The sequence below is a fragment of the Persicobacter diffluens genome (assembly GCF_036244895.1).
GTDB lineage: Bacteria > Bacteroidota > Bacteroidia > Cytophagales > Cyclobacteriaceae > Persicobacter > Persicobacter diffluens.
Genome location: NZ_BQKE01000001.1, coordinates 1,756,201 through 1,780,012 on the forward strand (window position 1 = coordinate 1,756,201; position 23,812 = coordinate 1,780,012).

Annotated in this window: 22 protein-coding genes; 9 read left to right on the forward strand and 13 right to left on the reverse strand. The window is 40.3% G+C overall.

All coding sequences use genetic code 11. The features are described 5' to 3' along the window. Positions 1 to 310: 310 nt before the first annotated feature. Both AAA970_RS07315 and AAA970_RS07320 read left to right on the forward strand, forming a co-directional pair. Positions 311 to 1,222, forward strand: coding sequence for a hypothetical protein (locus AAA970_RS07315; RefSeq protein WP_338236560.1), 912 nt, complete (start codon positions 311 to 313; stop codon positions 1,220 to 1,222). A gap of 159 nt (positions 1,223 to 1,381) precedes the next feature. Further along, positions 1,382 to 2,383 (forward strand): tRNA (5-methylaminomethyl-2-thiouridylate)-methyltransferase, encoded by a 1,002-nt coding sequence (locus AAA970_RS07320; protein ID WP_053406890.1) that lies wholly within the window; start codon positions 1,382 to 1,384, stop codon positions 2,381 to 2,383. A gap of 39 nt (positions 2,384 to 2,422) precedes the next feature. Here the strand turns inward: AAA970_RS07320 and AAA970_RS07325 are convergent, their stop codons facing one another. The 5 genes from AAA970_RS07325 to AAA970_RS07345 form a co-directional block, all read right to left on the reverse strand. Beyond that, positions 2,423 to 4,198, reverse strand: a complete 1,776-nt coding sequence (locus AAA970_RS07325) for a fasciclin domain-containing protein (protein ID WP_338236562.1) — start codon at positions 4,196 to 4,198, stop codon at positions 2,423 to 2,425. Positions 4,199 to 4,351: 153 nt separating this feature from the next. Then, positions 4,352 to 4,942, reverse strand: a complete 591-nt coding sequence (locus AAA970_RS07330; protein ID WP_053404807.1) for an efflux RND transporter periplasmic adaptor subunit — start codon at positions 4,940 to 4,942, stop codon at positions 4,352 to 4,354. A 97-nt stretch (positions 4,943 to 5,039) separates the two neighbouring features. Continuing rightward, positions 5,040 to 5,912, reverse strand: coding sequence for a mechanosensitive ion channel family protein (locus AAA970_RS07335; RefSeq protein ID WP_053404808.1), 873 nt, complete (start codon positions 5,910 to 5,912; stop codon positions 5,040 to 5,042). A 133-nt stretch (positions 5,913 to 6,045) separates the two neighbouring features. Then, complete coding sequence (locus AAA970_RS07340; RefSeq protein ID WP_053404809.1) at positions 6,046 to 6,750, reverse strand: PspA/IM30 family protein; 705 nt, start codon at positions 6,748 to 6,750, stop codon at positions 6,046 to 6,048. Between the two features lie 27 nt (positions 6,751 to 6,777). Further along, positions 6,778 to 7,170: a YbjN domain-containing protein gene (locus AAA970_RS07345; RefSeq protein WP_053404810.1), complete on the reverse strand. Its 393-nt coding sequence runs from the start codon at positions 7,168 to 7,170 to the stop codon at positions 6,778 to 6,780. Between the two features lie 176 nt (positions 7,171 to 7,346). On the opposite strand from AAA970_RS07345, the gene AAA970_RS07350 reads away from it, so the two are divergent. Next, positions 7,347 to 8,096, forward strand: coding sequence for a helix-turn-helix domain-containing protein (locus tag AAA970_RS07350; protein ID WP_338236563.1), 750 nt, complete (start codon positions 7,347 to 7,349; stop codon positions 8,094 to 8,096). Here the strand turns inward: AAA970_RS07350 and AAA970_RS07355 are convergent. From AAA970_RS07355 to AAA970_RS07390, 8 genes are all read right to left on the reverse strand, one after another. Continuing rightward, complete coding sequence (locus tag AAA970_RS07355) at positions 8,080 to 9,603, reverse strand: FAD-dependent oxidoreductase (protein ID WP_338236564.1); 1,524 nt, start codon at positions 9,601 to 9,603, stop codon at positions 8,080 to 8,082. The genes AAA970_RS07350 and AAA970_RS07355 overlap by 17 nt on opposite strands. Further along, the gene (locus AAA970_RS07360; protein WP_338236565.1) at positions 9,603 to 10,391 is read right to left on the reverse strand and encodes a spermine/spermidine synthase domain-containing protein; all 789 of its coding nucleotides are present in this window, start codon (positions 10,389 to 10,391) and stop codon (positions 9,603 to 9,605) included. The genes AAA970_RS07355 and AAA970_RS07360 overlap by 1 nt, the downstream gene beginning before the upstream one ends. A gap of 635 nt (positions 10,392 to 11,026) precedes the next feature. Then, complete coding sequence (locus AAA970_RS07365) at positions 11,027 to 12,502, reverse strand: nicotinate phosphoribosyltransferase (RefSeq protein ID WP_338236566.1); 1,476 nt, start codon at positions 12,500 to 12,502, stop codon at positions 11,027 to 11,029. Between the two features lie 85 nt (positions 12,503 to 12,587). Continuing rightward, positions 12,588 to 12,815 carry a ferredoxin gene (locus tag AAA970_RS07370; RefSeq protein ID WP_053404815.1) on the reverse strand — a complete coding sequence of 76 codons (228 nt, stop codon included), beginning with the start codon at positions 12,813 to 12,815 and terminating at the stop codon, positions 12,588 to 12,590. Further along, positions 12,812 to 14,074 carry a U32 family peptidase gene (locus tag AAA970_RS07375; RefSeq protein WP_338236567.1) on the reverse strand — a complete coding sequence of 421 codons (1,263 nt, stop codon included), beginning with the start codon at positions 14,072 to 14,074 and terminating at the stop codon, positions 12,812 to 12,814. Before AAA970_RS07375 ends, AAA970_RS07370 begins: the two co-directional genes overlap by 4 nt. A 183-nt stretch (positions 14,075 to 14,257) precedes the next feature. After that, the gene (gene nadA / locus AAA970_RS07380) at positions 14,258 to 15,262 is read right to left on the reverse strand and encodes a quinolinate synthase NadA (RefSeq protein ID WP_060686261.1); all 1,005 of its coding nucleotides are present in this window, start codon (positions 15,260 to 15,262) and stop codon (positions 14,258 to 14,260) included. Positions 15,263 to 15,410: 148 nt separating this feature from the next. Beyond that, positions 15,411 to 15,539 (reverse strand): hypothetical protein, encoded by a 129-nt coding sequence (locus AAA970_RS07385; protein WP_301280964.1) that lies wholly within the window; start codon positions 15,537 to 15,539, stop codon positions 15,411 to 15,413. 278 nt (positions 15,540 to 15,817) lie between these two features. Next, positions 15,818 to 16,405 carry a DUF6134 family protein gene (locus AAA970_RS07390; protein WP_338236568.1) on the reverse strand — a complete coding sequence of 196 codons (588 nt, stop codon included), beginning with the start codon at positions 16,403 to 16,405 and terminating at the stop codon, positions 15,818 to 15,820. A 187-nt stretch (positions 16,406 to 16,592) separates the two neighbouring features. On the opposite strand from AAA970_RS07390, the gene AAA970_RS07395 reads away from it, so the two are divergent. The 6 genes from AAA970_RS07395 (at position 16,593) to yiaA (ending at position 23,726) form a co-directional block, all read left to right on the forward strand. Continuing rightward, positions 16,593 to 17,870: a bifunctional folylpolyglutamate synthase/dihydrofolate synthase gene (locus AAA970_RS07395; protein WP_338236569.1), complete on the forward strand. Its 1,278-nt coding sequence runs from the start codon at positions 16,593 to 16,595 to the stop codon at positions 17,868 to 17,870. A gap of 9 nt (positions 17,871 to 17,879) precedes the next feature. Beyond that, complete coding sequence (gene trmB, locus AAA970_RS07400) at positions 17,880 to 18,566, forward strand: tRNA (guanosine(46)-N7)-methyltransferase TrmB (protein WP_053404819.1); 687 nt, start codon at positions 17,880 to 17,882, stop codon at positions 18,564 to 18,566. Next, the gene (locus tag AAA970_RS07405) at positions 18,563 to 19,207 is read left to right on the forward strand and encodes a phosphatase PAP2 family protein (protein ID WP_338236570.1); all 645 of its coding nucleotides are present in this window, start codon (positions 18,563 to 18,565) and stop codon (positions 19,205 to 19,207) included. The genes trmB and AAA970_RS07405 overlap by 4 nt, the downstream gene beginning before the upstream one ends. Positions 19,208 to 19,420: 213 nt before the next feature. Next, positions 19,421 to 22,771, forward strand: a complete 3,351-nt coding sequence (locus tag AAA970_RS07410; RefSeq protein WP_338236571.1) for a SpoIIE family protein phosphatase — start codon at positions 19,421 to 19,423, stop codon at positions 22,769 to 22,771. A 92-nt stretch (positions 22,772 to 22,863) separates the two neighbouring features. Beyond that, positions 22,864 to 23,079, forward strand: coding sequence for a hypothetical protein (locus AAA970_RS07415; RefSeq protein ID WP_338236572.1), 216 nt, complete (start codon positions 22,864 to 22,866; stop codon positions 23,077 to 23,079). Between the two features lie 212 nt (positions 23,080 to 23,291). Then, positions 23,292 to 23,726, forward strand: a complete 435-nt coding sequence (yiaA, locus tag AAA970_RS07420; RefSeq protein ID WP_053404823.1) for an inner membrane protein YiaA — start codon at positions 23,292 to 23,294, stop codon at positions 23,724 to 23,726. The last annotated feature ends 86 nt before the right edge of the window (positions 23,727 to 23,812 follow it).

The window sequence follows — 23,812 nt, forward strand, 5'->3', positions numbered from 1 at the left end:
TTATTTTGGCGCAAGGAGTTTATTTTTCAGTTCATTATTATTTGTTTTCTATGATTTATATTAGCCCAAATTTGGGCAAGCTCGCATTCTCCTCATTCCTCTTTTTCGTTGGAAAAAACTCGAAATAGAAAACGATTCCTTTATTTTTTTCGCCTTACAGATAAACGAGTATTTAGGCATGAATAATCCGGCTTATTTCACGACAATATTCCATGCAATATTGAATGTTAAATTACATCTTATTTAAGTCCAAAGCATTTGCTTCTATAATAAAGATCTTCGTTATCAATTTATGGCCAAATGTTTTGTTATGAATCGTTTACTGATTCCAAGCTTTTTATTTTTATTTTTAATGTGGACTTCTTGTAATAAGAATTCCGAGCCACAACCGAATTTGCCGGAAATTCCCAATTTTCGCTTAGACCAACAAACGATTGTCTATACTTTCGATGGTGTAGAAAATCAAATTGATTTGAATTATGAATACGGGGGGGATGGCGCCTCTAAATTATTGTCCGTCTCTGGAGGGGATTATCAAATGTCGCTGGCCTACGAATCAGCTAGTAATTTAGTGAAGCGAATTATTGAAATTACGGTTGATGGGGCGAAAAGCGATTTTAGCTGTTCCTATGATAATCGAGGGAGAATCATTAAAATGACGGGAACCTCTAACCTTCCAAATGTGCTGAATATGGATTTTGGGATGAGTAAATTTTTTGATATCGGGGGATATGCCGGTGGGGCTAAACAAGAGCATGAATACGAATATAAATTTATCTATAATACCTCCACTTATTTTCCTGATCAGGTAAATATTTATAAAAAACATGGGACCTCTTTTTATGAGGAGTCCACATTAGATTTTTTATATGATCAGGGTTCTTTAAAAGAAACCCAATGGCAAGATTATCAATATTATGGGGGAGTGGCTGATCCTAGGGTATTGGGGTCCTCTATTCAAGCGCAAATGGAAGAAGTTTTTCACCCAATGGCCAAACTGCCTTATGTTTTACATTTTTTTCTTCCCCTGGCAGGTAATATTTATGCTATTTCTTCAATAAAATACAGTGGTGCACTGAGATTAGAAAATCCGGATGTCCTTTTTACCAATACCACCGGGAGTGGAGTCGCTACTCAAATTAATTTTGCTCTTCAAGATAGTGCTGATGCTGAAGAAATGACTTTTCGCATGCGCTTTAATATCAGTAGTTTACAGGATTAAGCTTTTTTGGCAACTTTTTTGATCTTGCTAATTCGTCCGAAAATCCAACAGGATTTTAAGGCGAAGTCAAAAATTCCTTTATTTTTGCAGGCTGAAAAATCTAAACATAGCAGCATCGGGGTAGGTGTTGTTGAGTTTTTCATCAAAAATCAAACAAAGTTGAAACAAAGAAGAGCACTGGCATTGTATTCCGGAGGACTTGATTCTCTGCTAGCGATGAAACTTATCAAAGATCAGGGAATTGAGGTGATTGCCCTGAATTTCGTATCCCACTTTTTTGGCGGGGAAAATGATCGTTCAAAAAAATTGTGTGAACAGATTGGTGTAAAACTAGAATATGTAGATTTCAAGAAGGAGCACACAGAGGTCGTGAAAAATCCGGCCAATGGCCGTGGAAAAAATATGAACCCTTGTGTGGATTGTCATGCTTTGATGATGAGTTTTACCTCTGAGCATTTGATGAAGAAATATGATGCGGATTTTTTGATTTCGGGTGAAGTTTTGAATCAGCGTCCGATGTCACAGACTCGGGGGCCATTGGAAAAGGTACAGAAGCTTTCGGGCATGGAAGATTTAATTGTCCGTCCGATGAGTGCGAAATTACTTCCTCCTACAAAGCCTGTTCGAGAGGGTTGGGTGGATATTGAGAAATTAGAGAATATTAGTGGTCGAGGACGTCATCGTCAGATGGAAATGGCGGCTGAATTTGGGATTACTGATTACCCAAAACCTGCTGGCGGGTGTTGGTTGACGGAGCCGGCCTATTCGGATCGCCTTCGGGTATTGGAAGAAGATGGTTTGCTGGAACATGAGCATGCGCCACTGTTTAAGTTGATTAGAAATAGCCGTTTTCTACGCTTGGGAGAGCAAAAATACTTATTTATGGCCCGTAATCAGGAAGAGGAAGCAATTGTAGAGCGATATGCAAATTTATCCTCTTTCATGGTGGAGGGAACGGATAAAACTCCCGGGCCTGCAATTTTGGGTTATGGAGAAATGACTCCTGAGGATATGGAACTGGTGAAGGATCTGTTTTCTCGTTATTCCAGAGCGAAAGGGAAGGTGGATGCTCATTTAAAAATCAATCAGGAAGATGTCGTGCATGCTCCTTTTGAGGTAGAAACTTTGCAGGATCGAGTTAAAGATTTAATGATAGGATAAAAAAATTAGCCGCAATTTGCGGCTATTTTTTTGCTGTATTTAGTTAGAAGCTGGAGGTAATAATACCTGATCAATGACGTGGACCACGCCATTGGAAACTGCTACATCAGGAATCACTACGTCTGAATTTCCATTAATAGTAACACCATCTGCCAAAGAAACGGAAATATCATTTCCATCCAGCATGGTATAGGTGGTTTCCTCTAACATATCGGAAGTAACTTTAGCCGCTGCTACATGATATTGCAATACCGCTAATAAGGTGGCCTCATCAATATCATCTAAAGAATTCCAATCATCATTAGAGTCAAGAAGCGCCTGGAAAGCATCATTGGTTGGGGCAAAAACCGTCAATTGTGCTGATTCGTCTGATAATGCAGACACAATATCCGGAAATTTGGTTACTGCTGCCACCAAAGTGGATAAATCATCCACCGCTACCGCTTCCTCCACGATATTATTCAAGGGAATTAATACTTTATCGATTACGTGAATAACACCATTTGTCGCGTCTACATCCGCGGTGGTCACCATGGCATCATTAATCATTACCCCATTGTCAATATTGATGTCAATGTATTTACCATTGAGTGTTTCTGCTCTGGAATTGCTCAAGGCCGAAGAAAACACCTCTGAAGTCAAAATGTGATATTCCAGCACCGCTTCGAGTGTCGCTTCATCAATATCATCCAGCGTGTTCCATTCCGGATTGGAGGCTAATAAATCAGCAAAAGCCGCATTAGTCGGAGCAAATACAGTTAGCATCGAAGACTCATCCGAGATAGCAGTTAGAAGATCAGGGAATTTTGAAACCGCTTCTACCAAAATGGAGAAGTTCTCATCCTCAACGGCAATTTCGGCTATACTCATAGGCTGTGGAGGAAGAATAACCATATCGATCACGTGAACCACGCCATTTACAGCGAAAATATCTGCTGCAGCAATATTTGCATCTTCAATCATATGCCCATTCTCTAAAGTAATGGTGGCAACAGCGCCATTCAGCATGGTAATTTCTTGTCCTTCGGATAAGTCGGTGGAAGCAATTACCTCAGCAGCTACATGAAACTCTAATACATCTTTGAGTAATTCGTCTGAAATATCGTCCAAAGAATTCCAATCATCATTAGAGTCAAGAAGCGCCTGGAAAGCATCATTGGTAGGTGCAAAAACCGTCAATTGCGATTCACGGGATGAAATAGCCGCGGTTAAATCATCAAAACGGGTAACGGCTTCTACCAATAAGGAAAAGTCTTCATTACCTACGGCAATCTCCGCGATAGTTTGAGTTGGTACTGTACTTGGAACCAGTACCATATCAATTTTGTGAATCACTCCATTAACCGCCTCTAAATCTACTTCCGTCACATTCGCATCATTGATCATTACGGAAGCACCATCAATACTGACAATCAAATTTTCACCTTGTAGAGTGGCTAAGGTTTGTCCATCTGATAAATCGGCAGCCATTTCAATAGAAGCCAAAACGTGAAAGGTTAGGATTTCTTCAATTTGATCGTTCGTTAAATTAGGATACAATTCAAGAAAATCTGTGAAGGCATCGTTTGTGGGAGCAAACAGCGTTAATTCAGCATCCGGGTTATTCAGTGCATCAACCACATCTGGAAATCCACTGGCTACCGTTACCAGCGTGGAAAGATCATCCTCTCCGGAGATTATGTCTAAAATGGAATTTTCCTCAATCGGAGGAGTGGGGTCCACCATGCCATCATCATCATCACTACATGCTGTAAATACGATAAAAATGCTTAATAGCATTAAGAGTTTGAAGTTGAATGTTTTTAAAGCCATCATGATACATGTTATAGTTTAGGTTTTCTAATACAACCTGCCCAACATGTTGTTTAAGAGATATGATGAGAGATTTAATCTTTTGCGATAAAAAATTTCAAAAAACATTCGTTTAACCTTGTAAGTGAATAAGTTAAACACTCGTGTTTATTTTTACTATTTTGGAATTAATTGTGCAATCACGGTTTCAGCTTCTAAATAATCCCCTTTTTTTACTTTTAAGTGGCTGATTTTACCATCCTTGGGCGCTAAAATTATTAAACTTTCTTTGAGGGAACGCCAATATTTTTCATCTTCTCTCAGATCATCTAATTGATATTTTAAAGCTTGCTCCTTTTCATTAAAGGATTTCCTAATGTCTTGCATTTCATTTTCAATGGCACTTTTCATTTTAGTGTCCAAAGAACTGTTTAAGGTTTTCGGATGGTCGTTTTTAAGAATCCTGAGAAGCGCCTTTTTTTCCTGTTGTAGTGCAAGTATTTGTTTCTTCGTATTGGATATTTCATCCAGGGTTAGCCATAAATTTTTATTTACAGTAGGACTCTCTAATGAGAATAAAAGATCCCCTTGTTTTACGGGTTCTCCTGTTCTGACGTAACTGTCCACTACTTTCACCTCAATCAGGGGTACTTTCAATGAAATATATTTATCGGATTTCTTTTTGAGTGGAGGAGTTACGCATAAATAGCCTAAAACTAGTGAAAGTAGGAGTATTGGGAGAGTATAAATGGTAGTTTTCCTGCTCATAATCAATCATTTACTGTGAATTGATTTGATGTAAGAAAAGTAACCAATGAGAATGTTTTTTTTGCCCAAAAAACTTAAAGTTGATCCTTTTTGACCCTTAGGATTTGGTGTGATCCGTCTTTATATGTAGGTCTCTTTGAGGGAAAGGGATTTCTATTTGATGTAATTTGAATTGTTTGAAAATTTCGAAATAGACTTCACTTTGTAGAATATCAAATTTATGCAGGTAGGATTCCGTCCAAACATCCAGCGAAAAGTCCAGGGAACTCTCTCCGAAATTGGTGAACAATACCTGAGGTGTGGGCTGTTTCAGAATGCCATGATGTTCCTCGACAATTTTTAATAAAACTTCTTTTACTTTTTCAGGGTCTTCCTTATAGCTCACGCCCACGGGAAAACGTAGGCGTATTTTGTGATTGTTGTGAGACCAATTGGTTACCTGCTGATTGGTCAGGTAGGAGTTGGGTAAAATGATGGAGATATTATCATTTGTTAATACGGATGTAGCGCGCGCCTCTATATTTGTGATAATGCCAGAAATCCCATTGACATCAATTCGGTCGCCCACTTTTACCGGTCGCTCAAACATGATTAATATTCCCGAGACAAAATTTTCGGTAATGTTTTGAAGCCCAATACCAATCCCGACGCCCAGCGAACCAAAAATAACGTAAAGGGAGGATAAATTGAGCCCCATGGAGTGAACCACAATCATAAAACCCAAAACCAATGTAATGTATCGGGCAATATTTCCGATGGAACTTCCATAGGGTTGGAGTTTTGGCGAAGTTTTAAACAGCCGGTGGCTTATGAAATAGCGAATGTATTTGGCAATAATCAGTACCAGTGCGGTAAAGATGATGAAGTGTAAAATATCCCCCAAACTAAGGTTGAGCCCGCTTTCTGAATTTACAAGCTGAAAATCAAGGATATGATTAAACTTTGTCCAAAAATCATTGATAATTTCCATGACTGATTGGGATTTAAGAAAATGGAAATCTAAATATATTCATTTTTAGGCTGGAAAAAAGGATTTTTAGTAGGGCAAAAAAAAAAGCGATTCACCGGAGCGAATCGCTTTTATACTACTATAAGGTATTCAATTAATCGTTTCCTTTATTCATTTTGGCTTTAAGGGCTGCCAAAGCATCAACGCCTTTTGCATCACCACCCAAAGCTTTGTCTAATTTGTTGTCCAGGCTTTCGTTGCTATCTGCAATGTCGCCATAGGCTTCTGCCAAAGCTTCGTTTTCGTCTACCTTAGCTTTCATTTTTTCCAGCATGGAGACGGTGGAAGTGGTGTCGATTTTCGCCATTTGTTTATTCAAACGCTGCGTAGACTCACTTACTTTTACTCTGGCTTTTAGTGTTTTCAACTCATTTTCCCACTGGTTGATTTGAGAACGTAATTTTTTCACGTTTCCTTCCAGTTGAGGAACTTTTTGGTCGAAAAGGGCCTGTTCTTTTTTCGCTCTTTCCAAATCAGCGTCGATGTCAGCTTTTTTAGCCAAAACTTCCGTGGCTAATTCATCCGCTTCTGTTTCGCTAATTTGTCCTGACTGCGCCTTTTGGATTAAAAGCATGGCCTTGCTTTCATAATCAGCTGATTTTTCTTTCAGCTGATTCACTTCGTTTTTAGAACGAATCGCCATGGATTTTACTTCCGCTAAAGATTGCAAGCTGGCATCCAGATCTTTTTTCATATCACGAATACCCTGCTCGGTCAACTTAATAGGGTTTTCTAATTTGTCCACGGCGGAGTGGGCTTCTGCTTGTCCGATTTTGAATAATCTCTTAAAAACGTTCATGTTCGTATCTTTTAATTTTCTATTTTTTTAGGCTTTGGAGAAGCTGATCAGCTCTTCGGTGTATTCACTCAAAAGTAAACCAAGGGCGTTGAAAGAAGCTTCTATCTCATTTAAGTCCAGATTTTCCAACTGAAGGGTGTCTCTGAAGATCACCTTTTTTCCGGATTCATCCAGTACAAATGCACCGTGCACCATGTCACGATTCTTTTGAAGTAAGGCAATCAGGATATCCGAATCAGCGGAGGTGAGGTCGAATAAAAATTGTTCCATGATCAGGATAGGCTCTGCTACTCCCAACATCATGTTTTTGATTCCGTTCTCTTCATGATTCACTACGAATATTCCGTCTATTTCACTTTCGTAGTGGATGGCGTAGTCTAGTTCTACTAAGTATTCTCTTACTTTTTCAAAGTTGCTCATTGGGAAGGCTTTTTTTGATGTTTATTTGTTTTCCCTTTTGTTTATATAGGGAAGATACGAAACAAAATGACAAGAGTTTTGTCATGGCTCAAAAAATTAGCTAAAATTTTTAAATAATTTTTTCCGGCCATAATTTTGATTAATTTCAAGAATTAAAATTTAACTTTTTCTGATATATGTCATACATAGGTCGAAATATTCGCAAAATCCGGTCGGTCAAAAATTTGAGCCAGGCAAAATTTGCAGAATTGTTTAATCTGGCGCGGCCTTCGGTAGGAGCCTATGAGGAGGGGCGTTCGGAACCAAAAATTGAAACTTTGATTCAGATCGCCAAGCATTTTGACCTCAGTATTGACCTTTTGTTGACAAAGGAAATAACGGTTAACCAGCTGTACCATTTCGATTTGGAAGGCACCTCTACTTTGTTGGATAAAAAAGAAGAGATCCCGGCTACCGGCATTCCGGTGCTGGAAGGGAAAGATTGGCTGAATTATGTGCTGGGGCAAAGAAAGGCTGATTTTTTGAGCAGATTACCAAAAGTGCAGGTGCCCGGGGTAAAGGAAGAGGATCATTTGGTTTTTTCACTGACGGAAAATCAGGGCGGCAGTGGGGCAGGCCTGAAAAAAGGGGATTGGCTGATATGTAAAAAAAAGGCCCTTAATGAACTGGAGGAGGGGAAGTTGGTAGTGCTTTTCCATTCCCGAAAAGCCTATGTTTTACGATTCACAGCCATTGTACAGGGGCAGCTGAAGCTTTCTTTGTGGGAAAATCCGGGAGAGCACATTGTACTAGAAGAAACAGGATTGGAAGAATGCTGGGAAGTGCGAAAGCGGATTACCAACGATTTAGCAGAGCCCCATTTGCTCGACCGACGGGTGCTGAAACTGGAAGAGCAAATGGAGCAGTTACTTAAAGGCTTAAACTAGGCTTGCTCAATTTTTGAGCTGCTTGAATTCCGCTGTCCATTGCCTCGAAAAGCAGTGGCAGGCGGAAACAATCCACTCCTGCAAATGCTAAATTTTGTGGCAGGTTTAACGCTTTAAACAGGTAGCCAGGCTTGGGCAATGGCATAGCATGCCCCATAAAATGGATGTATGCGGCCGCCGTATTTTTTTGAATGTTTTCGCTGGTGAGTGCTTCCACGGCTTTTATTCCAAACCTGATCAGGTGTTCGGGAGACTCCTTTATTTTTAGCAACTCTTCTCTTTCTTCCATCTGATAGTTGTGATAGAGGGAAAGGATTTGTTGATTTTCATTTTGATGTACTTTGGAGTTGACCATTCCTAATAATGGGCTGTTTTCTTGTATCCATTCATTTTGCCAGACCGCTCGATTTTTTTCCAGAGGTTGTTTCAAGACAAAATTGATCACCAGCCATGGACTGTATTCCTGTCCGATAAAGGGTGCTGCATATTTTGGAAATAGTCGACTCAGTTGGAACTTTGGAGCAGCGAAGACCAAATTGGCGGACCGGATTTTTCGCAGGCTTTGAGCCGTCATATCCACTACGGTGGTTTCAAAGCCATCTTTCACTTCTTGGATGTTGACGACCATTTGCTGGCATTGTATTCGTTCCTGAGGCAATCTTTCCTTCATTTTTTTGATGAAGTAGTAATTTCCCTCCCCCGGTGAAAAAATTTCCGCATCCATACTGCCATAGGGGCGGCAGGTAAAATAATGGATGCCCGCCAGTGCAGAGACTTCCTCGATGCCCGCCCCATAATCATCGCGCATGGCATAGCTTAAGGCCAAAAGGGTTTCATTGGAAAAGGCATAGTGCTCGTCCAGAAATGATTTAAAAGTGATGTCATTTAAATAATGGAACTCTTTTTTGATCAGCCTCGCTGGCATGGGCATTTTTCCCTCAAAAGGAGCCATCATTTTTTGAAACTGGTGACGTTCCCAGTGATCGGCGATAAGATTTCCACCTCTTTCCCCGTTTTGTAAATATTGGCCTTCCGCTGAAAATGGGACAATATGTTCGCGGTCTGTAAACCGGTAAGTTCTGGCCAATGGATCAAAATCAATGATATTCATCGATTTCAGGAAGCTCAATACTTCCTCTCCATAATAGGCAGGATAGGCCACATCGTAATGTGCTCCCTGCGCCATCCATTGCCCCTGATGGTTTTCTGCCGAGGCGGTTCCTCCTAAACGATCTGACATTTCCAGCAAAAGAAAATCCTGATCCTCCAGATGGCAAGCCGTACTTAAGCCTGCCATCCCACCGCCCACAATAAGGGTTGTGGTGGTTTCGGTGGCTTTTTGAGGCCAATCCGGTAATCCGAAACGAAGAAAATGCCCTGCTTGATCCTCCGATCTTAAATGAACCGGAAAAGGAAGCGGCTGATTTTTATGTTGACAAGCCCATTGCCAAAGCGGGGCTGCTAATAATCCGGTGCTGCTTATTTTTAAAAATTGTCTGCGTTTCATTAAATACTTCCCAGGGTTTCAGATTTTAAAGAGGAGAGGAGTTGAGGATCGTCCAGTCGATTGACAGGAAGGTCTGATTGGTTTTTTGCTTTTGGAAAACTCCTTAATAGCGTAATGGCTTCTTTGTTGAGCCATTCGCAGGTGGTGGTTTCAAAATTGAACTCATAGGAGCTCAATTCCTTCGGACTACCAATCAACCAGCATAATTCCCCCATGCTGGTGCCGGCATTATGGATTTTTTCGGTTTGGAAACCAGCGGCACTAATGGTTTTGTTAATAATTTCAATGCCCCGCTCAAAAAGAAAAGGATTGCCGGCGGAAGTAATGAAAATGCCTTTGGGATGGAGGTTTTTAGCCAGTAATTGATAAAATTCTAAGGTAAAGAACCTGTTGTCTTCTACCGAATTCGGGAATGGTGTATCGACAATAATTAAATCATATTGGTGATTCGATTTTTCTAAATAAACGCCAATCGGTTCCTTCAGTGTGCTTAGCCGCTTGTCTAAGAATTCCGATGAGTATTCCTTTGGGAGGTTAATGTAATCCAGGGGCAGGTGATGGATGTTTTTCCAGTTTTTTTGGTGGATCAGTTTTTTAACAGCTGTTCTAAATTCATCACCAATCACCAATACCGATTCCGGATTTTTTAAGTAGCCCTGAGGGTAATAAGTTAAGGGTTCCCGGTAAAGGGCATCATCTGCAGTGCAATGTATGATCTCATTTTTACGGTAAATCCATTGGTGGTTTCGGTATTTTCCGATAAAATAAGAGTGTATATTCCCATTCAATTGATGGGTGATAACATCCTGAAATTGAGCTTGTTCGGGCTTTGGGGTAAAGTTAAAATGTATTGCAGCATAAGCGGCTAAGCCACAGCTGCTTATTAGTATCCAATCGCTCCGTTTTTTGCTCAGAGGCTTAATTTGTTCTTTTTGAAAAAAGGCATAAAGAAAGGCCAGCGCAATCAGTAGTAGTGGAATCCAGTCGATTTTGAATGTTATGGGATAAAGGGAGAAGGCGATAAAAGCAGGGAATAGCAAAGCGGAAAGTCGAAAGCTATTTAGCTGTATTTGAGGTGCTAATGTGCCCAGTAGGATGCAGTAGGCATAAAATGCTGGTTCAAAATAGAGTGTATTGATTTTTATTAAAAATATAATTTTAGGCAGGAGTGCGATCCCTATAAAGAACAAGGGGAGGCTAAATTGACTTCCAAAATATTGCGTTTCAGACTTTGTAAACTTTTTAAAGAATTGATTTATGATATTTCCTGATAAAAAAGCCAATAGGGCAATGATAAATCCGTAATTTTTGGGTCCATGCCATTGGAACCAAATACCTCTTATCCATATAAATAAAAACAGTAATAGGGATGATGTCAGTAATCCTATGAGCTTTGATCTGTGGTTGGATCGGGTGTTATGCATTATGAGTTCTGCTCGCGTAATTTAAAAATCAGTTCACGTTTTTGTTGGTCTAATTCAGGTTCCAACCCTACAGGATAGCTGTGTGGATTGGTAAACCTTTTAACAGAGGCGTCTAAGGTATGTAAGCTTTGAATTGTCCTTTTCTGCAGGTGCTCTAAAGCCGGTGGCAGGTATTGCAGTTTTCCGCCTTCAAATACCGGGACCAAAAGATCCTGATATAACCAGGTCTTTTTTATTTTCTTTCTTCGGGTGGCATCGGAAGGGTCAATGATCTTTTCCGCATCGGCACCTATTTCCTGATCATAAATCATATCGGCGACCATTTTTCCTTCTTCATCATAAAATCGCCGGATCTGATGGCTGCCCTGAGTGGTGACTTTTACGGCTTGCTCTGATAATTTAATTTTAGGTTCCCATTGGCCGTCTTTATTTTTGATTTGGGTAAGTTTATATACACCCCCCAAAGCGGGTTGGTCATAAGCCGTTACCAGTTTGGTGCCCACTCCCCATACGTCGATTTTAGCACCCTGTTCTTTTTTGAGCGATCGGATAATATGTTCGTCCAAATCATTGGAGGCTACAATTACAGTATTGAAAAAACCTGCTTCATCCAGTAATTTTCGTGCTTTTTGGCTTAAATAGGCCAGGTCGCCGGAGTCCAGCCGGATGCCATGAAAGGGAATTTTCTTCTTGCTTAAACGTTTCATGACTTGAATGGCTTTTTTTACCCCCTCCAAAGTGTCGTAAGTGTCCACCAGTAGTATGGTGTTGTCGGGCATCGCAGTGGCAAAAGATTCAAATGCCTCTTCTTCAGAATCGAAGGCCAAAACCCAAGAATGGGCGTGTGTCCCTTTTACTGGTATACCGAACAACATGCCTGCCTGCACGTCGGAAGTGGCATTGACCCCACCGATAAAAGCTGCTCTGGAGGCGGTAATTCCTCCATCAATTCCCTGGGCTCTTCGTAATCCAAACTCCAGCAGGGTGTCAGTCTCTGCAGCCAGTCGAAGTCTGGAAGCTTTTGTGGCGACCAAAGTCTGGAAATTGATGATGGTCAGCAGGGGCGTTTCAATTAATTGGGCTTGTAGTAAAGGTCCTTTGATCTTCAATATGGGTTCCAGGGGGAAGATTACCGTTCCTTCTTCTACGGCCTCAACATCACAGGTGAATCTTAATGTTTTTAGATAATCTATGAAAGCGGTTTCAAACAAAGGATTGCCTGAGGGACCTTTTAATCCACTTAAATATTGGAGTTCAGGTTCATCAAAAGACCAATTTTCCAGATAATCAATGACAAATTGTAATCCGGCTGCAATGGTAAAGCCGCCATCAAATGGATTTTTACGAAAGTATAATTCGTAAACGGCCTCCTGATCCTGTTTGCCTTCCTTCCAGTAACCATATGCCATGGTCAGTTGATAAAGGTCGGTCAGCAAGGCCAGGTTGGATTGATATATCTGGGACAAATGGTTCATGCTTCCTTTTGGGGCAAGTTAATCAGAATGTTTTGATCAAAAAAAAGCGCCATAGAAATATGACGCTTTTTGCTGTATTTTGAGGCTAATGCTCTCTTACCTGAATAATATTCACCGGACAAGCTTTAGCCGCACGTTGGTTTTCTTCCAACTCATCCTCGGTCACCTTTACGGTCCAAAAGCCCTTTTTTTCCTTGGCGCCCAATAAAACACTCTTTCCGTCTTTCTTGGACATCCGCCAGCGGCTAAAGGCCATTTCCACGCAATAGTGGCAACCTATGCATTTTTCTCTTTGGTGAATAATGGTGATCATACTACTTCTTCGTTGGCCACCATTTTATATAATTTATCAGAAGGACGCACGCGATCCGGTACTTTGATCGAGCAAAGATCTCCTCTTTTAGCCTCTTCAACCGGTTGGCCATCTACATGGATTTCTTCTACTTCGACTTCCATCACTCCGGTGGTGACCCCTGTGATCAGAAGCTTGTCGCCAACACGCATTTTTTGTGCCTCAATCTTAAACTCTGCTACCCCTATTTTGGTGTAGTAGTGTTTTCCAACGCCTAAATACACTTTTTTCTGGCTAGCCTGTGATCCGGCCTGATCCGTCCATTCGCCTAATTCCTGCCCCAGGTAATATCCGCCCCAGAAATCACGATTGTATACCGAACGTAAGCGTTCCATCCAACCCTCTACTTTCTCAGGGGTGTAAGTGTCCTCATAAATGGCATCTACGGCTTCCCGGTAACAGGAAACCACTTCCTTTACATATTCAGGTCCCTTACCACGACCTTCAATTTTCAGAACCTGGACACCGGTGTCCAGCAGTTGATCCATGAAGTTCAAAGTACATAGGTCTTTTGGAGACATGATGTACTCATTGTCGATCTCAAATTCAATATTCGGATCTTCCGCATCCATCACCTTGTATTTGCGACGGCAGTTCTGGTTACATGCTCCGCGGTTGGCCGAGGAATTGTAAGTGTGCAGAGATAGATAGCATTTACCGGAAACGGCCATGCAAAGCGCTCCGTGAGCAAAAACCTCAATTTCTACCGGTTTGCCATTCGGTCCGCAAATATTTTCTTTTCTGACCTGATCACAAATATGATTGATCTGCATCAGACTTAATTCTCTCGAAAGTACCATCACATCTGCAAAAAGCGAGTAGAAACGGATGGTCTCTACATTGGTGATATTTACCTGCGTAGAAATATGAATTTCAATGCCGATGGATTTGGCATAGGAAATAACGGCCTGGTCAGAGGCGATGATGGCGGTGATACCCGCTTCTTTTACGCGATCGCAAACATGCTTCACGATCGACATATCGTGATCATACACGATGGTGTTTAGTGTCAAATAACTTCTAACGCCATGCTCCTGACAAATGGCTGCTACTTTTTCCAAATCATCCAATTTGAAGTTCATAGTAGCTCGGGCACGCATGTTTAACTGCTCTACACCAAAGTATACCGAATCTGCGCCACCTTGTATGGCTGCCATTAATGACTCGAAGCCCCCTGCCGGGGCCATGATTTCAATATCCTTTCTTAGGGGTGCTCTCATGATTTTGTCTGTGGTTATCTATTTGTAGTAGAATCCTGAACAATATACGATTTTAGGCTAAATTACTGAAAATCAAATGATCGTCGGAGTCAGTAAGTAGCGCAAGAAAAAAGCCTGACCATTGGGTAAGGCTTTTGTTTGAGTTCAAATATTGTGCAATTTATCCCGCTGAGGGAGAAAAATCTACTTAATACCTAATTTGTTAGAGATTTCTAACATTTTAAGAATTGGTTTTTTTGCTTTTTCTATTTGGTCGTCAGTCAATTCGATTTCCGGAAGTTCAAATTTCAATGCATTATAAAGCTTTTCCATAGTATTCAGCTTCATAAAGGCACAATCGTTACACCCACAAGTTGCATCCACTGATGGTGCCGGGATGAAAGTCTTCTCCGGAGCCGCTTTTTGCATTTGGTGTAGAATACCACTTTCGGTCGCCACAATAAACTTTTGCGCTTTTGAAGCTTCTGTCGTGTACCTCAACAAGGCAGTGGTTGATCCTACAAAGTCCGCAGCCAAAAGCAAAGGGCGTTCACACTCAGGGTGAGCGATAAATTCCGCATCGGTATGCTCTTCCTTCAGGTCCAGAATTTTCTCCAGGGAGTACTGCTCATGTACAATGCAGGCACCATCCCAAAGGACCATTTCGCGGCCGGTTAGGTTGTTGATATAACTTCCCAGATTTTTATCCGGAGCAAAAATGATCTTCTGATCTTTAGGGAACGATTCTACAATCTGAACGGCATTGGAAGAAGTTACAATCACGTCGGAAAGTGCCTTAATGTCTGCAGTACAGTTGATGTAGGAAAGAACAATATGGTCCGGATGTTGGGCTTTGAAAGCAGCAAATGCATCCGCAGGCGCAGATTCAGCCAAAGAACAAGAGGCCTTAAGATCAGGAATGATCACCTTTTTGTTCGGATTAAGGATTTTGGCAGTTTCTCCCATGAAGTGTACTCCAAGGAAAACAATAATGTCTGCGTCGGTCTCCTCCGCTGCTCGGGCCAATCCAAGGCTATCTCCCAAATGATCGGAAATATCCTGTAAATCGCCTGTAATATAATAATGCCCAAGAATTACGGCATTTTTTTCTTTTTTGAGTTTTTTGATCTCCTCAACCAGATCGAGATCGGGATCCACGGGGGCGTTAATAAAGCCCTCTTCACTTAAAGCGGATTGAATACTGTCCATTTTAGCTATTGATGCAATAAATAAGAAGATCAAAGGTAATTAAAAAAAATGAAATTTCGGATATAAAAGGGTATGGGGGCGGACAGATATAAAAAAAATCCCACAAGTCGGGAGGACTTGTGGGATGAGTGAGCGCGTCGAATAATGGTTAAACACGTTTCTTTTCTTTTGCCTGTTTTTCTGATGTCACCTTTTTAACTAGTTTTTTTTGACGCCATTTTTTATAAAATTCAGCAGCATCAGAGATAGCGGTCGTGGGGGAGAATTCTGTTTGCATGAGATTATCTTTTTAAAAAATAATGGGGGATTATTTTAGGAGCAGGTTAAACCATATAAAGATCTAATAATCACCAATTATGGACTTGGAATGCAAGGGGATTTCGAGTCTGGTAATATGCTATACCTATTCAAATACCCTTAGGTCAATAAGGCAATAATTATATGTGATTAAGCAGAACGATTGGTTTATTTGCTCTAATGCAAGTTAAAAAATGTCTGCTTTATTCCTCCAAATCAAAAGAGATAAAAAGGTGTAAAAAGCAGAAAAAAAGCATGTTATCTTCTTTTTTGGAAAATGAAAGCAGCAGGTCCAAACTTACCCTCTACCCTGATACATTGGTTTCCGTCATAATAAAATTTACTTTCCTTCATCATGCTCACCTTAAGCGAATAGGCAGAGGGCGCGACTTTTTTACAGGGAAGAAATTCACCTAATCGTTCACTGAAAATTTCCTGATGTTTCTCCGGTTTCTCAAAATAGGCCCTAATTACAGAAAAAGGTACTTCAGGAATAGTCCACTGATGCTTTTCTTTGCTAATGTGTAGTTTGCCATTTTTACTGACTACCTCTGTGCGTTCTTTCAGGCTTTGATTCATATAGTTTTCAAAAAAAGAATGGCTCAGACGACCGTTTTTATAGTGGGTTTTGATGATGAAATTGTTCTCAATTTCTTTGAAGAGGTTGATTTTTAGCCTGGATTCCATGGTGTAGATTTCAAGATCATTAATGATTTTTTTTTCTACGGTCATGCTTCCTACAATTTCCTCTCCCATAAAAATGTCATAAAAATGCTTTTGCGCCTGTGCCAATGAAAAGGTGTTCAAGTTAAGCAGCAGCAGAAAAACATATTGGGTAAAGCGCATTAGCAGGGAAAATTATCTTTAAGAGGTTACTTATTTAAAAAGGAGATTTTGGATTCAATGTTTTATTCTTCATTAAAAGAATGGAATATCAGGGCTTTTGGAGTAGTATTTAGTCCAATTTTGTATTTTTGTCGGATCAAAATCTGGAAACTATCGCTGAGCGCTGTCGCTCAGTTAATTAAATAATATGGACTATCAGCAAACGCTTGATTTTTTATATCAGCAATTACCCATGTATCAACGACAAGGGGCGGTTGCTTTCAAAAAAGATTTAACCAATACGCTCGCGCTGTGCGAAGTATTGGAAAATCCGCATCAAAAATTTAAAAGTATTCATATTGCCGGCACCAACGGAAAAGGGAGTAGTTCCCATATGTTGGCCGCGATATTACAATCTGCAGGATATAAGGTCGGGCTATATACTTCTCCTCATCTTAAGAGCTTTCGGGAACGCATAAAAGTCAACGGAAAGGAAATTAGTGAGGAGCAAGTGGTCTCTTTTGTAGCGGGGATGATGTCGGAAATAGAACGCATTCAGCCTTCATTTTTTGAAATGACCGTTGCCATGGCGTTCGATCATTTTGCTAAAGAGAAAGTGGATGTGGCCATCGTGGAAGTGGGGCTGGGCGGAAGGTTGGATTCCACCAATGTGCTGTCTCCAATCGCTTGTTTGATAACGAATATTGGATTGGATCATCAGGCCATGCTGGGGGAGACGCTTACAGAAATTGCCCAAGAAAAAGCGGGCATCATTAAAGAGAAGACGCCCATAGTGGTGAGTCGCAAGCAGTCGGAAGTGCAGGAGGTTTTTGAGCAAATCGCGGAGGAGAAAGAAGCGCCCTTGATGTTTGCTCAGGATTATTGGAAAATGAAAGCCCAAAATGGCTTGCTGTTTATCCAGTCTGATGATGAAGTGGTGGCCTTTGGGGTAGACCCTGAACTGAAAGGGGATTACCAAAAGGAAAACCTGTTGGGGGTAATGGAGATGGTTTACGGCTTGCAGTCCATTGGTTGGGAAATTGGCCTGGAAGATATTGTCCATGGGCTGGAATCAGTCGTGGCATTGACCGGCCTTAAGGGGCGCTGGCAACTTTTGCAACAGGATCCGAAAATGATTTGCGATACCGGCCATAATATCGATGGCGTTCAGATGCTGGTGAAGCAATTGAGCCGGCAGACGTATAAGCAGCTTTGGATGGTTTGGGGAGCGGCGAATGATAAGGATTTAGATCCGATACTGGCCCTGCTTCCGAAGTCGGCAAAATATTTGTTCTGTCAGGCTGATGTTCCCAGAGCTTTGAAGGCGGAGGAATTGGCGACAAAAGCTAAAACTCATGGTTTGGTTGGGGAAGTTATTCCTTCTGTAAAAGAAGCTATCGCCAAAGCGAAAGCAGCAGCTGATCCGGGAGATTTAATATTTATTGGAGGGAGTACCTTCGTAGTAGCAGAAATAGAAGAGTTATAAAAATATACAATGGGGAGAGCGAGTAAATTAGCGCGATTTGCAGATAATTCGGTAAGGTACAATACCATTGAGCCGGGGAAAGAAAAGTTTGAGACCATTAAAGGAAAGTGGAATGCGGAGCATTTTCAGGAGGAAAAGCCTTTAGTAGTAGAATTAGCCTGTGGACGTGGTGAATATACGGTGGGATTAGGGAGGACTAACCCAGATAAAAATCATATCGGTGTGGACATAAAAGGTGCCCGAATTTGGGTTGGCGCCACCATGGCCATTGATGAGGGATTGGAGAATGTGGCTTTTTTACGAACAGAAATTCTTCATATCGAAAAGTTTTTCGCAAAAGGGGAAATCGATGAGTTGTGGATTACTTTTCCGGATCCTCGTCCGAAAGACCGTGATGAGAAGCGTCGATTGACGCATCCAAGGTTCCTGGAAATGTATAAAAATATGGTAGATGCAGATGGTTGGGTAAAATTTAAAACGGATAATACCCCGCTGTTTGAATATACCCTGGAGGTGTTGAAGGAACGGTCTGATATTTTGGATCTTACCTATACCTTTGACCTTTATCAGGAAGAGGAGCTGATGAAGGAACATTATGGTATTAAAACTTATTATGAGAAATTATTTACCGAAAAAGGTGAAGATATTAAATATTTAAAATTTCGATTTGATCAATCAGTGACCACAAGCTCATGATGAAAAAAAAGCTCAGCATTATAGCCCCCATTTATTTATCCCTGCTCATTATTGATGGGGTTTTGCTTTTGATGTATGGTAGGGGACCCATGGAAGTATGGGTGAATCAGCATCATTTTCCCGCCGGAGATGTGTTCTTTAAATACATTACTTATTTGGGCGATGGCATAATTCTGGTTTTATTTTTTCTTGGGCTCTTAAAAGTGAAAAAGTATTATGCCCTTGAAGGAGGACTGGTGGTGCTTTTTCAAACCTTGGTCACCACTTTTGCGAAAAGAGTGATCTGGGCTGATGTGAAACGGCCACGGGTCTGGTTTGAGCTGAATGAAATTCCCATGAATGTGGTAGAAGGGGTGAGCTTACATAGTAAATGGTCATTTCCTTCGGGGCATACTGCTATGGCTTTTGGAGTGGCAACCTATCTGGTCATTATTTCCAATAAAGTTCACTGGGCGTTGATGTGGTTCTTATTAGCACTATTGGCCGCCTTTTCCCGGGTATATCTGGGGCAGCATTTTGTGGTGGATATCTATTTTGGTTCTTTGGTGGGAGTAGTGAGTGCTTTTGCCGTTCATTACCATATGGAATATTGGCATCCGGAATTGAAATTGAAAAAGGGGCTCAAGGGAGGCTTGCTGTAGCTGTGAAACTAATTCAAAACGATAAAAGACGCTGGAAAGCGTTTTTTTTTATGCGTAATTTTTTCATGATTTTTGGTTAGTTGCTTAATAGATAGCTGGTTATAGTATTTTGTTTTAGGTATAATCATTATTAATTACTGTAGGTGACCTTTTAGGTTTTAATCGAAATCTTTTTTTTCTAATTTAGAATGCAATTTGATAATATTCATTCAAATGATTAAAAAGAATAACATCTCCTACTATACATATTTTTTCCTGTTTTCCTTATTTTTTCATGCTCAGGTATTGGTTTATGGTCAAGAGGTATCCAATATTAAACTTTATGACTATTCTCAACCCTGGGCGAAATATGAAAGGGAGGTGCTGAAGCAACTCGTTTATCAGGATCCAAAAGGGTTTATTCATGTAATAGATGAATTCAGTCGTCCAAGGAGGTTGCAGGGGAAAGAATGGTCGGTTGTTCATGATTTTGATTTTGTCGGAAAGGTGATTAATCATGTTTTTGAGGAAAACAAAATGGTTATAGCTCATCCTGATAAAATTTATTGGAGGGATTATGGGGAAGATCAGCCACAGATATATGACTCCCTTGAAATTCCACCAAACTTTAAACCGATCTACGCCAAAAAATTAAGGCAATTAGCCGTTCAGGGGGATTATTTTTATTTTCTTTCCGCTGAAGGTTTATTGATGCTGAATTGGAAAACAAAAATCTGGAGTATGCATGAGCTTCGCTCTGGTTTTCAGATTTTTAAGCAGAAAGAGGGCCTTTTTATCACTGATATTTTTCATGGACCTTATTATGTGAAGGAAAATAAAGTACATCTCCTGGAATTTTTGGGGAAGTCTTTTCGATTGCGGTATACTCCGATTGGTTTTGTGGAAGTGGAAAAAGGGAAGTTTATGACCTTTAACCGGCGGGGACAGATTTATAATTTTGACCTGGAAGGTAATGTCGAGTTGCTAAATGCCTATGATCAACTTACCGCAGAGGCGGGTCCCAATGGAGCATATTTGTTAAATGATGGATTAATCGCCTTAAAAACGGATTCTGAGGGACTTCTTTTTTATACTCAACAAGGAGAGTTTGTCGCAAAGGTTAATGGTGAAAATGGCCTCAAGACTGATTTTGTTCGGGGTTTCATGCAGGATCGGGAGGGTAATATTTGGATTGTAGGAAATGGAGTTATCCAATGTTGGCCTTATTCCAGTTTCTTAACCCAGGTCATGGGGCAAGACAACGGCTTTTGTATTGGCGCAAGCCGATATGATTCTGCTATTATTTATGCCAGTGACAAAGGTTTGTTTAGGTTTAAGCAAAACGATCATAATTTTATGTTTCATTATGATGAATTAAAAGAAATTCCCGCCAGAAGTAAATCTATTTTTTCGGTGGGGAATCATTTCTTTTATTCTTCATTTAATTTTTTCTATTCCGATAGCGGTCTCGATAACCTTAAGCAGGTTAATCTCCGGGCCTATGAGGGTTTTCGTCTATTTTCTTATAAAGGAAATCAATATTTGGCCTGCTTTGGGGCGGCACGCATTGATATATTTGATTTTGAGGGAGAGCAAAAAAGACTTTGGTATTCTAACTATGAAAATGCTTTTAATCCGACTGACTTAGAGTTTGTCCTGGAGCAGGGCCATCCGGTATTTTATTTTACCACTAATGAAAATTGGGGGAAAATAAGGCTCGATTCCGATTGGGATACCAAAAATTATAAAGCTTTCCGTTTAACCGACCCCTTGGTTAGTTCCAGTCAGGACAATAAAGTACTGGTTCCGGATGTTTTTACTGAACATTTCCTGGATTATAAAATCGAGTATATAGATCGGGATCTTAAATTAATAGGCGATAAAAAACTATATAAACGGGATGATCAGTTGTTTATGGTGGTTAATGATAAACAATATGCACTTCGTGAGGATCAATGGGTGTTTGATCAGGCTGTCATTCAGGGGGAAGTGCTTTCGAAATCAACTCAAGATACTTATCGTTTGCTTCATTTTGAAAATGAAAAGTATGTCATCCAGACCTTTGGGGAAGAGGAAGAGCACATTAAAAAAGTGGAGGTGAGTCTTCCCGATAAAGTGGTTGGAAAGGTAATAGATATCCTCGATGTGGAGGATGGGAAAAAATGGATTTTCAGCCGAAAAGGGGTTTTCTTTTTAGATCCGAATAAATCTGAACAGGAATATACATTTAAAATTTTCCCTTTGCGTGTTGAAAGTGAAGAGCAGAAATTTAAAATTCAGGACTGGGGCTCAGTGCCTCAATTAGCTTATAATAAACCCTTACATGTAAAGGCTGTTGCGCCTTACTACCAATGCCCAGAGGCTTTACATTATCGATATCGTATAGATGACCAAAGCTGGAGTGCTTGGGCGGATCATGCCGAATTCACAATTTACGATATGAGTCCTGGGGGGCACAGTTTGGAGATTCAGGCCAAAAGTAGTTTTAGTACCGATATTGAACCCTTATATATTCCTTTTGAGGTGAGGTTACCGTGGTTTTTACGTTGGTGGGCCGTGCTCCTTTATATTGTCTTATTATTATCCATTTTATCGATGGTAGTGAAATGGTACACTATCAAATTGCGAAGACAAAAAATCCAATTGGAAAGGCGTGTGAAAGAACATACCCTGGTGCTTGAACAAAGGAATTTTGAACTAGCGCAAAACCGAAATGAGTTGCTGAAAAAATCTTCGCTTTTGACGAGCCTCAATAAAACCTTAGCGGACCGTAACTCTTCCATTGAGGCGAGTTTGAATTATGCAGACCACGTCCAGCGGATGTTCTCTCTTTCAGAAAAAGAGATAGAGAAAATTATTCCTGACTATTTTCATTTTTCTGTTGCTAAGGATGTGTTAAATGGAGACTTTCTCTGGATTACCCATACTGCAAAAGGGGTTATCGTGGCTGTGGCGGATTGCACCGGGCATGGGGTTCCGGCAGCATTACTTACTATGTATGGGCGTCAATGTCTTCAGGAAATTGTGCATGCCCGGGATATTCACCAACCGGCATTAATATTGGAAGAATTGCAAAGGAAGTTTACCCATACTGAAAGTGGAAAACAGACCGAGTTACCCGATGGAATGGAAATTGGCGTGGTTTTAATCCAGCAAGATCAGGCATTATTTGCTGGGGCAAATTTAGATTTGATAGTTGTCGAAGAGGAGGAGTTGCAAGTGTTTCGTTCAGATCGTTTATATATAGGAACTCCCCTGGAGCAATCCAGTGCGCAAAAATTTACCCAAAAGGAAATTCTTTTGAAAGAGAACAGTACTTTCTATATGGTTACCGATGGTTTTTCGGATCAGTTTGGTAAAGTAAGTGGGAAGAAGTTGATGCGTAAAAATATGAGAAAACTCATTTTTGAAAATTCACATCTTCCTTTAAAGGCTCAGGGTATGGTGATACAAAAGTTTTTTGAAGATTGGAAAGGAGGAGAGGAGCAGTTGGATGATGCCACCGTAGTGGGTTTTAAGCCTTCCTCAGTCATTTTATCTAAAGTAGTGAAACAGGCGCACAGGTTGTCTGGTTACGTATCATGATTTAATAAAATTATAATGTTATAAAATTTTATATATTTTCATAAATTATAATTTTCATTTACTTTTGAGTATTCTTTCTTAATTATAATCATATGAAGATTTTTTTTAACACTTTTATTTTATCTAGTCTATTTGTTTTAAGTGCATGCCATTATGAAGAGGTGTTGCCGGTTGTAAATGAAAATGACGATTTAGAGGTTGAACAGGTGGAAGATATTCCACAAGAGGAAACAAAAGTAGATATTGCTCCATTTTTCGATTCGATTGACAATGCACCGGATTACCAAACGAATCCAGTTAAAAAGTAGATCCGCTCAAATAGGGATCGTGAGATAAAAACTATTTGCCTGCTAAAAAGCAGGTTTTTTTGTTTTTTGCACCATCAATTGGGTGTGATGTTTCCTGGTAATTGTGAAAATTAATAGCATGATACGTATGAAATTACTTTATCATCCAGTAATAACTAAAAATTCTACACAGAATTTCATATCTTAAAATTTTTGTAATTATTTTTATCATTATGTTGGATATAGAAGAAAAAAAAGATTCAAATACAGTGGTTAATCACGGAACTAGTGTTAATGCACCGTCAAAAGTTTTTATAGCGGCTGGCTGGATTGCTCTGGGTGTGGGATTTATTGCATTTCTTATTGGGCTTTATAATGCCGAAATGCAATTAAACGAAAAAGGTTACTATCTCACCGTTTTGCTTTATGGGCTCTTTGCTTCGGTTTCGCTTCAAAAAAGTGTAAGGGACCGATTGGAGGGAATTGCAGTTACCGATATGTATTTTGGAATTTGCTGGTTTGCGTTGATAAGTGCGATAGCCCTTTTAGTAGTGGGCTTGTTTAATGCCGACTTGGAGCTGAGTGAGAAAGGCTTTTATGGAATGTCCTATACCCTGGTGATGTTCGCTTCTATTGCCGTTCAGAAGAATGTGCGGGATGCGCAATAAGTGTAATTTATAATAAAGTATAAAAGGCCGGAATTTCCGGCCTTTTTTTATTGATACTTAATTTTAGAGATAACGAATACTGTTTA